Origin of the sequence: Variovorax monticola (assembly GCF_051216855.1) — a bacterium.
Taxonomy (GTDB): Bacteria; Pseudomonadota; Gammaproteobacteria; order Burkholderiales; family Burkholderiaceae_C; genus Variovorax.
On the sequence record NZ_JBPJZP010000003.1, the window covers coordinates 66924 to 79965 of the forward strand.

The following is a 13042-nucleotide window of genomic DNA, read 5'->3' on the forward strand; positions in this document are numbered from 1 at the left end:
CGTCAGTGGGCCAGCGTGGCCACGATCGCGTCGTAGCAAAGCGTCATGAGCCCGCCGGGCACGATGCCCAGAATCAGGATCAGCGCGCCGTTGATCGCGAGCACGATGCGCACGTCGCGCGGCGCCGACACGGTGGTGGCAGTCACCGGCGCATCGAAGTACATGACCTTGACCACGCGCAAATAGTAGAACGCGCCGATCAGCGACATCATCACCGCGAACACGGCCAGGCCGATGTAGATGGCCTGGCCCGAGGCGATCAGCGCCTGCAGCACGGCCAGCTTGGCGTAGAAGCCCACCAGCGGCGGCAGGCCGGCCAGCGAGAACATCGCGATGGCCATCACGCCGGCGTACAGCGGGCTGCGCTGGTTCAGGCCTGCGAGGTCGGTGATCTCTTCGCTTTCGAAGCCTTCGCGCGCCAGCAGCAGGATGATGCCGAAGCTCGCCAGCGTGGTCAGCACGTAGGTCACGATGTAGAACATCGAGGCGCTGTAGGCGAACTGGGCGTTGTAGGTGCCCTGCTGGTCCGAACCCGCCACCAGGCCCAGCAGCATGAAGCCCATCTGCGAGATGGTCGAGTACGCCAGCATCCGCTTCAGGTTGCTTTGCGCAATGGCGGCCAGGTTGCCGACCAGCAGCGAAGCGATGGCCAGCACGGCCAGCATCTGCTGCCAGTCGATGGCCAGCGGTTGCAGCGCATCGACCAGCAGGCGGATGATGATCGCGAAGGCGGCCAGCTCGGGCGCGGCACCGATCAGCAGCGTGATCGCCGTCGGCGCGCCCTGATACACGTCGGGCACCCACATGTGGAACGGCGCAGCGCCCACCTTGAAGGCCAGTCCGGCCACGATGAACACCAGGCCGAACACCAGCACCTGGTGGTTCACCTTGCCGCTGGCGATGGCCTTGAAAACCTCGTTCACATCGAGCGAACCGGTGGCGCCGTACATCATCGACAGGCCGTACAGCAGGAAGCCGCTGGCCATGGCGCCGAGCACGAAGTACTTCATGGCCGCCTCGCTGGCGATCGCGTTGTCGCGACGCAGCGCCACCAGCGCATAGCTCGACAGCGTAAGGAGTTCCAGGCCCAGGTAGATCAGCAGGAAGTTGCTGCCCGAGATCATCACGAACATGCCCAGCAGCGCGAACATGCTCATGGTGAACATCTCGCCGCCGCGCAGCATGTCGCGGTCGGCCGCATAGGGACGGCCGTAGACCAGCGTGACCATCAGGGCGATGGTCGCGAAGCACTTGAGCCAGTTGCCCATCGGGTCGCTCACGACCATGCCGCCGAAGCCGTAGGCCGTCTTGCCGTTGAGGGCCGCAAGGCCCGACAGCACGCCGACCACCGCGAGGGTGAGCAGCGTCAGCACGTAGGTGCGCGTGCGGCGGTGGTCCGTGGTAGACAGGTCGACCAGCGCAATGATGCAGGTCATGACCAGCAACACGATTTCAGGGTAGATCGTGACCCAGCTGATTTTGTCAATCATCTCGTTCTCTTGTCTTCAGCGTGGAATCAGGAAGGCAGCTTCGAAATCGCCACATGGCGCAGGAGCTCGACCACCGAGGCGTCCATGGCGTCGGTGAAAGGCTTCGGGTACAGGCCCATCCACAGCACGGCGATGGCCAGCAGCGACAGCATCACGAACTCGCGGGCGTTGATGTCCTTGAGTTCCTTGACGTGGTCGTTGCCGACCGGGCCCAGGTACACGCGCTTGTACATCCACAGCGTGTAGGCCGCGCCGAAGATCAGCGCGGTGGCCGCTCCCAGGCCGACCCAGAAGTTGGCCTTCACGGCGCCCAGGATCACCATCCACTCGCCCACGAAACCAGCGGTGCCCGGCAGGCCGCAATTGGCCATGGCGAACAGCAGCGCGAACGCAGCGAACTTGGGCATGGTGTTGACCACGCCGCCGTAGTCGGCAATTTGACGCGAGTGCACGCGGTCGTACAGCACGCCGATGCCCAGGAACATGGCGGCCGAAACGAAGCCGTGGGCAATCATCTGCACGATGCCGCCGGACACGCCGAGCTCGTTGAAGATGAAGAAGCCCAGCGTGACGAAGCCCATGTGGGCGACCGACGAATACGCCACCAGCTTCTTCATGTCCTGCTGCACCAGCGCGACCAGGCCGACGTAGATCACCGCGGTCAGCGACAGCGCGATCATGAGCCAGGCCCATTCATGCGAGGCATCGGGCGCAATGGGCATCGAGAAGCGCAGGAAGCCGTAGGCGCCCAGCTTCAGCATGATCGCGGCCAGCACGGCCGAGCCGCCCGTGGGCGCCTCGACGTGCACGTCGGGCAGCCAGGTGTGCACCGGCCACATCGGCACCTTCACCGCGAAGGCTGCGAAGAAGGCAAAGAACAGGAAGGTCTGCGCGGTCGACCCCAGCGGCAGCTTGTGCCAGGCCAGGATGTCGAAGCTGCCGCCCGACTTGTTGTACAGGAAGATCAGCGCCACCAGCATCAGCAGCGAGCCGAGCAAGGTGTACAGGAAGAACTTGAACGCCGCGTAGATCTTGTTCGGGCCGCCCCAGATACCGATGATCAGGTACATCGGGATCAACGTGGCTTCGAAGAACACGTAGAACAGGATGCCGTCGAGCGCGGAGAACACGCCGATCATGAAACCCGACAGGATCAGGAACGCGCCCATGTACTGGTTCACGCGTTCTGTAATCACTTCCCAGGCGGAGATCACGACGATGACCGTGATGAACGACGTCAGCAGCACCAGCCAGAGCGACATGCCGTCGATCCCGAGGTGGTAGTTGACGTTGAAGCGCGAGATCCAGCTCGTCTTCTCGACGAACTGCATGACGGCGGTGCCGTTGCGGAAACCCGTGAACAGCGGCACCGTGACCAGAAAGCTCACGATGGCGCCGACAAGGGCGATCCAGCGAACGCCCTTGGCGTGCTCGTCACGGCCGAACGCCAGCAGCGCGACGCCGAATGCAATCGGCACCCAGATGGCAAGGCTCAACAAACCCATTTTTCTTTTTCTCCAGCGCTAGGCTCAGCGTTTGAACCAGACGAAATACGTCATCAGGATGAAGATGCCCAGCAGCATCGCGAAGGCGTAGTGATAGATGTAGCCCGACTGCATCCAGCGCACCACACCTGAAATACGGCCGATCAGCTTCCACGAACCATTGACCACGGCACCGTCGATGATGGCTTGGTCGCCGCCCTTCCACAGACCGGTGCCGAGCGCACGCGTGCCGCGGGCGATGATGTTCTCGTTGATCCAGTCGAGGTAGTACTTGTTTTCCAGCAGGCGGTAGACCGGGCCGCAGGCACGCTTGATCGCGGCCGGCAGCGCCGGGTTGATCATGTACATGTACCAGGACAGGACCACGCCGGCCAGCGCCAGCCAGAACGGTGCCGTCGTCAGGCCGTGGATGGCCATGGCCACCGGGCCGTGGAAGGCTTCTTCCAGTTCCTTCATGGCATGGTGCTTGGCACCGTCCACGAAGATCGCGTTCTTGAAGAACTCGCCGAACAGCATCGGCTCGATCGTCATGAAGCCGATCACCACCGAGGGAATGGCCAGCAGCACCAGCGGCAGCCAGACCACCATGGGGGACTCGTGCGGCTTGTGGGCGTCGTGGCCGTGGCCATGATCGTCGTGCCCATGGCCGTGGTCGTCATGGTGCGCGTCGGGGTTCTGGTCGTAGCGTTCCTTGCCGTGGAAGACCAGGAAGTACATGCGGAACGAATAGAACGCCGTGATGAACACGCCGGCCAGCACCGCGTAGTACGCGAAGTTCGCGCCCCACAGGTGGCTTTCGTGCACCGCTTCGATGATGCTGTCCTTCGAGTAGAAACCGGCGAAGAACGGCGTGCCGATCAGCGCAAGCGAACCCAGCAGCGACGTGATCCAGGTGATCGGCATGTACTTGCGCACGCCGCCCATCCAGCGGATGTCCTGGTTGTGGTGCATGCCGATGATCACCGAGCCGGCGCCGAGGAACAGCAGCGCCTTGAAGAACGCGTGCGTCATCAGGTGGAACACGGCGACCGAGTAGGCCGAAGCACCGAGCGCCACCGTCATGTAGCCGAGCTGCGAGAGCGTCGAGTACGCGACCACGCGCTTGATGTCGTTCTGGATGATGCCCAGGAAGCCCATGAACAGCGCGGTGATGGCGCCGATCACGAGGATGAAGCTCAGGGCCGTGTCGCTCAGCTCGAACAGCGGCGACATGCGCGCCACCATGAAGATGCCGGCGGTCACCATCGTGGCCGCGTGGATCAGCGCGGAGATGGGGGTCGGGCCTTCCATCGAGTCGGGCAGCCACACGTGCAGCGGAAACTGCGCGCTCTTGCCCATGGCGCCGATGAACAGGCAGATGCAGATCACCGTGACGAGCATCCATTCGGTGCCCGGGAAGGTGATGCCGGCCAGCATGTTCGCCTTGGCGAAGGCTTCTGTGTAGTTCAGCGTGCCGGCGTAGGCCGCGATCAGGCCGATGCCGAGGATGAAGCCGAAGTCGCCCACGCGGTTGACCAGGAAGGCCTTCATGTTCGCGAAGATGGCGGTCGGCTTGTTGAACCAGAACCCGATCAGCAGGTACGACACCAGGCCCACCGCTTCCCAGCCGAAGAACAGCTGGAGCATGTTGTTGCTCATGACGAGCATCAGCATCGAGAAGGTGAACAGCGAGATGTAGGCGAAGAAACGGTTGTAGCCGTCGTCTTCTTCCATGTAGCCGATGGTGTAGATGTGCACCATCAGCGACACGAAGGTCACGACGCACATCATCATGGCGGTGAGGCCGTCGACCATGAAGCCGACTTCCATCTTCAGGCCGCCCACCACCATCCACTCGTAGAGGGTGGCGTTGAAGCGTGCACCGTCTGCCACCACGCTCTTGAGCGTCATGACCGAGATGATGAAGGCGACCAGCACGCCCAGGATGGTCAGCGAATGCGTGACCTTGCGGCCGATGTGATTGCCGCCGAACTTCGTGCCGAACAGGCCCGCGACGGCAGCGCCGACTAGGGGTGCCAGCGGCACGGCCAGCAGGGTGGATGCGGAAAGGGTTGCGCTCATGTTGCTTTCAACCCTTGAGCGAGTTGAGTTCGTCCACGTTGATGTTCGACTTGTTGCGGAACAGCAGAACCAGCAGCGCCAGCCCGATGGCCGACTCGGCCGCAGCCACCGTCAGGATGAAGAACACGAAGATCTGGCCGTGCATGTCGCCCAGGAAGTGCGAGAACGCCACGAAGTTCATGTTGACCGCCAACAGCATCAGCTCGATGGCCATCAGCAGCACGATGAGGTTCTTGCGGTTCAGGAAGATGCCGATCACCGACAACGCGAAGAGCATCGCGCCGAGCGAAAGAAAGTGTCCTAGCGTGAGCGTCATGCCTTGTTTTCCTTTGCAGCATCCGCGGCTGCAGCTTCAGCCACAGGTTGGGCCGCACGCGTCACCGGCATCTGCACGATGCGCACGCGGTCACGCGCCTTCACGCGCACCTGGTCGGCCGGGTTGACGTACTTGCTGTCCTTGCGGGTACGCAGCGTCAACGCGATGGCGGCCACGATGGCCACGAGCAGGATGACCGCGGCAATTTCCAGCGGGTAGAGGTATTCGGTGTACAGCAACTTGCCCAGTTCGAGCGTGTTGTTGGCGTCGGCCGCCATCGGCCCGGAAACCGAGCGAGGTGCATCGCCCAGGCGGAAGCCGCCCATGAGCACGGCCGCCATTTCGAGCGCAATGAGCGCACCCACGCCAGCGGCCAGCGGAAAGTGCTTCCAGAAGCCCTCTCGCAGGCCGTCGACGTTGATGTCCAGCATCATCACGACGAACAGGAACAGCACCATCACGGCACCGACGTACACCAGCACCAGCGCAATCGCGAGGAACTCGGCTCGCAGCAGCAGCCAGATGGCCGAAGCCTGGAAGAAAGCCAGCACCAGGTACAGCGCGGCGTACACGGGGTTGCGGGCGGTGATGACGCGGAAGGCTGCGAACAGCAGCACCGCGGCAAACAGATAGAACAGACCGGTCTTGACGTCCATGGAATTCGAATGGGTACGGGGTTCGGGCTGGTCGGATCAGCGGTACTTGGCGTCAGCCGCCTTGTTCGCTGCAATTTCTTTTTCGTAGCGATCGCCCACGGCCAGGAGCATGTCCTTCGTGAAGTACAGGTCGCCGCGCTTCTCGCCGTGGTATTCGAAGATGTGCGTTTCCACGATCGAGTCGACCGGGCAGCTTTCTTCGCAGAAGCCGCAGAAGATGCACTTGGTCAGGTCGATGTCGTAGCGCGTCGTGCGGCGCGAGCCGTCGTCGCGCACATCCGATTCGATGGTGATGGCCAGTGCCGGGCAAACGGCTTCGCAGAGCTTGCAGGCGATGCAGCGCTCTTCGCCGTTCTCATAGCGGCGCAGCGCGTGCAGGCCGCGAAAGCGCGGCGACAGCGGCGTCTTCTCTTCGGGGAACTGGACCGTGATCTTGCGGGCAAAGGCGTACTTGCCGGTGACGGCCAGGCCCTTGAACAACTCGAACAGCATGAAGCTGCTCAGGAAATCCTTGAGCGAGAACGGCGCGGACGCAAGCTTGGAAGGGCGCGCAGTGGCGCCGGCGGTGTGCGCAGCAGACATGGTATTGGCGCTTCCTGTTATTTCCAGATGTTGAACGGCGTCTGCATCCAGCCACCGACCACGACCAGCCACACGAGGGTGACGGGAATGAAGATCTTCCAGCCCAACCGCATGATCTGGTCATAGCGGAAGCGCGGGAAAGTCGAGCGGACCCACAGGAACATGGTGACCACGCAGAAGGTCTTGGCGCCCAGCCAGATCCAGCCCGGAATGAAGCTCAGGAAGTCGAACGGCGGCAGCCATCCGCCAAGGAACAGCACCACGGTGAGGATCGAGACGAGCCACATGTTGGCGTACTCGGCCAGGAAGAACATCGCGAAGCTCATGCCCGAGTACTCGATCATGTGGCCGGCCACGATTTCGGACTCGCCTTCCACCACGTCGAACGGGTGGCGGTTGGTTTCGGCCAGGCCCGAGATGAAGTAGACGACGAAGATCGGCAGCAGCGGCAGCCAGTTCCACGACAGGAAGCCCACGCCCAGGTTGGCGAACATGCCCTTGCCCTGAACGTTCACGATCTCGCTCATGTTCAGGCTGCCGGTGACCATCAGCACCACGACGAAGCAGAAGCCCATCGCAATTTCGTAGCTCACCATCTGTGCCGAGGCGCGCAACGCACCCAGGAAGGCGTACTTCGAATTCGACGCCCAGCCGGCGATGATCACGCCGTACACCTCGAGCGAGGTGATGGCCATCACGAACAGCAGGCCGGCGTTGATGTTGGCCAGCGCCACGTCGGGCCCGAAGGGAATGACCGCCCAAGCGGCGAGCGCCGGCATGATGGTCATCACCGGGCCCAGCAGGAACAGGCCCTTGTTGGCGACCGTCGGAAGAATGATTTCCTTGGTCATCAGCTTGAGCGCGTCGGCAATCGGCTGCAGCAACCCGAGCGGGCCGGTGCGGTTGGGGCCGATGCGGATCTGCGTGAAGCCGATGGCCTTGCGTTCCCACAGCGTGAGGTAGGCCACGGCCCCCATCAACGGGATCACGACCACGATGATCTTGATCAGCGTCCAGATCACGGGCCAGGCCACGGCGGTCCACCAGCCTGCGGCGATCAGCCCCTGGCCGAAGCCATGAATAGCGTCGATCATGCCAATGCCTCCTCGGCACGGGCCGGTGCGATCGATGCGCCGCGCGCGTCGGCGGTCAGTTGCAGCGACGGTGCACGGCGCACGATGGAGTCGAGCTGGTAGATGCTCGCGACCACGGGCGCGGCAGCAGCGCCGTTAGAAGCGACCGCAGAGGCGGACGTGGCGTTGCTCAGGGCATTCGCCGGCAGCGCGCCGTTGTCGCCGATGGTGGCGAGCACGTCGGTAGTCGATTCGAACGCGAAGCCAGGCAGGCCGAGCAGGTTGGCCAGCACGCGCAGCACCTTCCACGCCGGACGCGTTTCGCCTTGCGGCTTCACGACGGCATGGAAACCTTGCAGGCGGCCTTCGGCATTGACGAAGGTGCCGGGGGTTTCGCTGAACGGGGCAATAGGGAGCAGCACGTCGCTGAACGCGAGGTTGGCCTTGAAGGGGCTGAGCGTGACGACCATTTGCGCATTGCCGATGACATCGGCGGCGGCGGCGCCTGCGGCCGAGTCGAACACCGGCTCGGTGTTCAGCAGCAGCACGGCCTTCAGGCCGGAGCCTGCGGCGAGCATGCGGCCGGCATCGAGGCCGCCGTTTTTCGGGAATGCGCCGACGAGCTGCGCACCCACGGTGTTGGCGGCTTCGGTCAGGTAGCCGACGGTGGCGCCGGTTTGTGCGCCGATCCAGTTCGCCAGGGCCAGCAAACTGCTGGCCTGGGCGTGGTGCGCGGCGGCGTTGCCGAGCAGCACGGCCTTGCGTTCGCCGCTCAGCAGCGACGCTGCGATGGCCTTGGCGGCATCGTCGGGTGCGTTCTTCGGGGCCAGCGGCGCGGCTGCGCCATTGGTTTCACCGATGGCGGCAGCCACGGCGGCCAACGCTTCGACCCAGTGGTCGGCGTCGACGATCGACGACTGCGCCACGTCGATGGCCCAGGCGTCGCGATCGGCCATCAGGCTGGCCGAGGTGATCACCGACAGCGCGGCGCCCTTGCGCACGGCCTGGCGGATGCGCTGCGCGAACAGCGGGTGTTCCTTGCGCAGGTTGGAGCCGACGACGAGCGCGCGCTGCAGCTGCGTGAGCGAGGCGATCGAGGTGCCGAGCCAGCGCACGCCTTCGAACGCCGTGAATTCGGCGTTGCGCAGGCGGTAGTCGATGTTGTCGCTGCCGAGTTCACGCGTGAGCATGGCGGCGAGCTGCAGCTCTTCGAGCGTGCTGTGCGGGCTGACGAGCGTGCCGATGCTTTGCGCACCGTGGTCGGCCTTGATCTGGCGCAGGCCGTTGGCGACGTACTCGAGCGCCGTCTGCCAGTCGACCTGCTGCCATTGGCCGCCCTGCTTGAGCATGGGCTGGGTCAGGCGTTCCGGGCCGTTGAGCGCTTCGTACGAGAAGCGGTCGCGGTCGGCGATCCAGCATTCGTTCACGTCTTCGTTCTCCAGCGGCACCACGCGCATCACGCGGTTGTTCTTGACCTGGACGATCAGGTTGGCGCCGGTGGAGTCGTGCGGGCTCACCGACTTGCGGCGCGACAGTTCCCAGGTGCGGGCGCTGTAGCGGAACGGCTTGCTCGTGAGCGCGCCGACCGGGCAGATGTCGATCATGTTGCCCGAGAGTTCGGAGTCGACCGAGTCGCCCACGAAGGTCTCGATTTCGGAGTGCTCGCCGCGCTGGGTCATGCCGAGCTCCATCACGCCGGCCACTTCCTGGCCGAAGCGGACGCAGCGCGTGCAATGGATGCAGCGGCTCATTTCTTCCATGCTGATCAGCGGGCCCACGTCCTTGTGGAACACGACGCGCTTTTCTTCTTCGTAGCGCGAAGAAGAACCGCCGTAGCCCACAGCCAGGTCCTGCAGCTGGCATTCGCCGCCCTGGTCGCAAATGGGGCAATCCAGCGGGTGGTTGATCAGGAGGAACTCCATGACCGACTGCTGCGCCTTGATGGCCTTTTCGCTCTTGGTGCGAACGATCATGCCCTGCGTGACGGGCGTGGCGCAGGCCGGCATCGGCTTGGGCGCCTTTTCCACGTCGACCAGGCACATGCGGCAGTTGGCCGCGATGCTGAGTTTCTTGTGATAGCAGAAGTGCGGAATGTACGTGCCCGCCTTGTCGGCCGCATGCATGATCATGCTGCCTTCGGTCACGTCGACCTTCTTGCCGTCGAGTTCGATTTCAACCATATGTGTGTTTCTCGCGCTCAGGCCTGGACCGGCGCTTTGGGAACGTAGCCCGGGATCAGGGCTTCGAACTCATGACGGAAGTGCTTGATCATGGCGCGCACCGGCATGGCCGCCGCGTCGCCGAGGGCGCAGATCGTGCGGCCCTGGATGTTGTCTGCCACGGAGTTGAGCAGGTCCATGTCGGTCGCCCTGCCCTGCCCGTTGTGAATGCGCTCCACCACGCGGTAGAGCCAGCCCGTGCCTTCGCGGCACGGCGTGCACTGGCCGCAGGACTCGTGCATGTAGAAGTACGACAGGCGCTTGAGCGACTCGACCATCGAGCGGCTGTCGTCCATGACGATCACCGCGCCCGAGCCCAGCATGGAGCCGGCCTTGGCGATGGAGTCGTAGTCCATGGTGCAGGCCATCATGAGGTCGGCCGGCAGCACCGGCGACGAAGATCCGCCAGGGATCACAGCCTTCAGCGTGCGGCCCTTGCGAACGCCGCCGCACAGCTCCAGCAGCTTGGAAAACGGCGTGCCCATGGGCACTTCGTAGTTGCCGGGCAACTCGACGTCGCCGCTCACCGAGTAGATCTTGGTGCCGCCGTTGTTCGGCTTGCCGCATTCGAGGTAGGCCGGACCGCCGTTGCGGATGATCCAGGGCACCGCCGCGAAGGTCTCGGTGTTGTTGATGGTGGTCGGCTTGCCGTACAGGCCGAAGCTGGCGGGGAACGGCGGCTTGAAGCGCGGCTGGCCCTTCTTGCCTTCGAGCGACTCGAGCAGCGCGGTTTCCTCGCCGCAGATGTAGGCACCGAAGCCGTGGGCCGCGTGCAACTGGAAGTTGTACGTGCTGCCCATGATCTTGTCGCCGAGGTAGCCGGCGGCGCGCGCTTCTTCGAGGGCTTCCTCGAAGCGGTCGTAGCTCTGGAAGATCTCGCCGTGGATGTAGTTGTAGCCCACGCTGATGCCCATGGCATACGCAGCGATGGCCATGCCCTCGATCACGATGTGCGGGTTGAACTGCAGGATGTCGCGGTCCTTGCACGTGCCCGGCTCGCCTTCGTCGGAGTTGCAGACGAGGTACTTCTGGCCCGGGAACTGGCGGGGCATGAAGCTCCACTTCAGGCCGGTCGGGAAACCCGCGCCGCCGCGCCCGCGCAGGCCGGAGGCCTTCACTTCGGCGATCACCTGGTCGGACGTGAGGCCCTCGGTCAGGATCTTGCGAAGCGCCTGGTAGCCGCCGCGCGCTTCGTAGTCGGCCAGGCGCCAGTTGGTGCCGTCGAGGCCCGCATAGATCTGCGGCTCGATGTGGCGGTCATGGAAACAGGTCTGGACGCCCGTTGCCTGGAACTGCTGGAGTACTTGTTCGGGCGACATCAGGAAGCCTTCACTGTGGTGGCGGGCGCGGTACCGCGTAGGCCTTCGATGAGCTGGTCGAGCTTCTCGTTGCTCATGAAGCTGCACATGGTGCGGTCGTTGACCAGCATCACGGGTGAATCGGCGCAGGCGCCAAGGCACTCGCTTTGCTGCAGCGTGAACAGGCCGTCGGCCGTGGTCTCGCCCATCTTGATGCCGAGCTTCTTCTCGAGGTGCACGAGAGCGGTGACGCCGTCGCGCAGCTGGCAAGGCAGGTTGGTGCACACGTTGAGCTTGAACTTGCCCACCGGATGCTGGTTGTACATGTTGTAGAAGGTCGTCACCTCATGCACGGCGATGGCAGCCATGCCGAGGTAATCGGCAATCTCGCGCTCGCGCTGCAGGCTCACGTAGCCTTCGTCCTGCTGGACGATGGCAAGGCAGGCCATCACGGCGGATTGCTTGCCTGCCTCGGGGTACTTGGCCACCTCGCGCGCAAAACGCTCGAGGATTGCAGGCTGCAGAGGGGAAGAAGGCGCCGAGGGCGCCGTGTGATGGTGGGTCGAGGACGTCGTCATGCGCTCTTTCTCACCTGTCGATCTCGCCGAACACGATGTCCATCGTGCCGATCACCGCGACAGCGTCGGCGATCATGTGACCGCGCGACATTTCGTCGAGGGCGGCGAGGTGCGGGAAGCCAGGGGCGCGGATCTTCAGGCGATACGGCTTGTTGGCGCCGTCGCTCACGAGATAGATGCCGAACTCGCCCTTCGGATGCTCGACGGCGGCATACGCCTCGCCTTCGGGCACGTGGAAGCCTTCGGTGAAGAGCTTGAAATGGTGGATCAGCTCCTCCATGTTCGCCTTCATCGACTCGCGCGCAGGCGCGGCAACCTTGTGGTTGTCGGTGATCACCGGGCCAGCGTTCACACGAAGCCATGCCGAGCACTGCTGGATGATCTTGTTGGCCTGGCGCATCTCTTCGACGCGAACCAGGTAGCGGTCGTAGCAGTCGCCGGTCTTGCCGACGGGCACGTCGAACTGCATCTGGTCGTAGACGTCGTAGGGCTGCTTCTTGCGCAGGTCCCATTCGATGCCCGAACCCCGCAGCATCGGGCCGGTGAAGCCGAGGTTCAGCGCGCGCTCCGGCGTGACCACGCCGATGCCCACGGTGCGCTGCTTCCAGATGCGGTTGTCAGTGAGCAGCACTTCGTACTCGTCGACCATCTTCGGAAAGCGCTTGCAGAAGGCGTCGATGAAGTCGAGCAGCGACCCTTGGCGATCTTCGTTCAGGCGTTCGATGGCCTTGGCGTTCTTGATCTTGCTGACCTTGTACTGCGGCATGGCATCCGGCAGGTCGCGGTAGACGCCGCCCGGACGGAAATACGCCGCGTGCATGCGCGCGCCGGACACGGCCTCGTACATGTCGAACAGGTCTTCACGCTCGCGGAAGCAGTAGATGAGCATGTTCATCGCGCCGCAGTCCAGACCGTGCGCGCCGAGCCACAGCAGGTGGTTCAGCAGGCGGGTGATCTCGGCGAACATCACGCGGATGTACTGCGCGCGAATCGGCACGTCCAGGCCCATCATCTTCTCGATGGCCAGGCAGTACGCATGCTCGTTGGACATCATCGACACGTAGTCGAGACGGTCCATGTACGGCAGCGACTGGATGAAGGTGCGCGATTCGGCAAGCTTCTCGGTCGCGCGGTGCAACAGGCCGATGTGGGGGTCGGCGCGCTGGATCACTTCGCCGTCGAGCTCGAGCACCAGGCGCAACACGCCGTGTGCAGCCGGATGCTGCGGACCGAAGTTGAGTGTGTAGTTCTTGATTTCGGCCAT

At 63.8% G+C, this 13042-nt stretch carries 11 protein-coding genes; all 11 read right to left on the bottom strand.

All coding sequences use genetic code 11. From position 1 onward, the window contains the following. Window positions 1-2 precede the first annotated feature (2 nt). Genes nuoN through ACSFA5_RS11495 form a run of 11 tightly spaced genes read right to left on the bottom strand, consistent with a single transcriptional unit; the run spans window position 3 to window position 13042 of the window. Window positions 3-1490, bottom strand: a complete 1488-nt coding sequence (gene nuoN, locus ACSFA5_RS11445) for an NADH-quinone oxidoreductase subunit NuoN (protein WP_435444156.1) — start codon at window positions 1488-1490, stop codon at window positions 3-5. A gap of 26 nt (window positions 1491-1516) precedes the next feature. Then, complete coding sequence (locus ACSFA5_RS11450; RefSeq protein ID WP_435444157.1) at window positions 1517-2995, bottom strand: NADH-quinone oxidoreductase subunit M; 1479 nt, start codon at window positions 2993-2995, stop codon at window positions 1517-1519. A gap of 24 nt (window positions 2996-3019) precedes the next feature. Beyond that, a complete protein-coding gene (nuoL, locus tag ACSFA5_RS11455) occupies window positions 3020-5056 on the bottom strand; it encodes an NADH-quinone oxidoreductase subunit L (RefSeq protein ID WP_435444158.1) in 2037 nt (678 codons plus the stop codon). 7 nt (window positions 5057-5063) lie between these two features. Next, complete coding sequence (nuoK, locus tag ACSFA5_RS11460) at window positions 5064-5372, bottom strand: NADH-quinone oxidoreductase subunit NuoK (RefSeq protein ID WP_019653383.1); 309 nt, start codon at window positions 5370-5372, stop codon at window positions 5064-5066. Further along, window positions 5369-6028, bottom strand: coding sequence for an NADH-quinone oxidoreductase subunit J (locus tag ACSFA5_RS11465; protein ID WP_435444159.1), 660 nt, complete (start codon window positions 6026-6028; stop codon window positions 5369-5371). The genes nuoK and ACSFA5_RS11465 overlap by 4 nt, the downstream gene beginning before the upstream one ends. A 36-nt stretch (window positions 6029-6064) precedes the next feature. Next, window positions 6065-6610: an NADH-quinone oxidoreductase subunit NuoI gene (gene nuoI / locus ACSFA5_RS11470; RefSeq protein ID WP_435444160.1), complete on the bottom strand. Its 546-nt coding sequence runs from the start codon at window positions 6608-6610 to the stop codon at window positions 6065-6067. A gap of 17 nt (window positions 6611-6627) precedes the next feature. Then, window positions 6628-7704: an NADH-quinone oxidoreductase subunit NuoH gene (gene nuoH, locus ACSFA5_RS11475; protein ID WP_435444161.1), complete on the bottom strand. Its 1077-nt coding sequence runs from the start codon at window positions 7702-7704 to the stop codon at window positions 6628-6630. After that, window positions 7701-9863 carry an NADH-quinone oxidoreductase subunit NuoG gene (nuoG, locus tag ACSFA5_RS11480; protein ID WP_435444162.1) on the bottom strand — a complete coding sequence of 721 codons (2163 nt, stop codon included), beginning with the start codon at window positions 9861-9863 and terminating at the stop codon, window positions 7701-7703. The genes nuoH and nuoG overlap by 4 nt, the downstream gene beginning before the upstream one ends. Window positions 9864-9880: 17 nt before the next feature. Beyond that, on the bottom strand, window positions 9881-11221 hold the full coding sequence (gene nuoF, locus ACSFA5_RS11485; RefSeq protein WP_435444163.1) for an NADH-quinone oxidoreductase subunit NuoF: 1341 nt from the start codon (window positions 11219-11221) through the stop codon (window positions 9881-9883). After that, window positions 11221-11778: an NADH-quinone oxidoreductase subunit NuoE family protein gene (locus ACSFA5_RS11490; RefSeq protein WP_435444164.1), complete on the bottom strand. Its 558-nt coding sequence runs from the start codon at window positions 11776-11778 to the stop codon at window positions 11221-11223. The genes nuoF and ACSFA5_RS11490 overlap by 1 nt, the downstream gene beginning before the upstream one ends. Before the next feature lie 10 nt (window positions 11779-11788). Continuing rightward, window positions 11789-13042: an NADH-quinone oxidoreductase subunit D gene (locus ACSFA5_RS11495; RefSeq protein WP_435444165.1), complete on the bottom strand. Its 1254-nt coding sequence runs from the start codon at window positions 13040-13042 to the stop codon at window positions 11789-11791.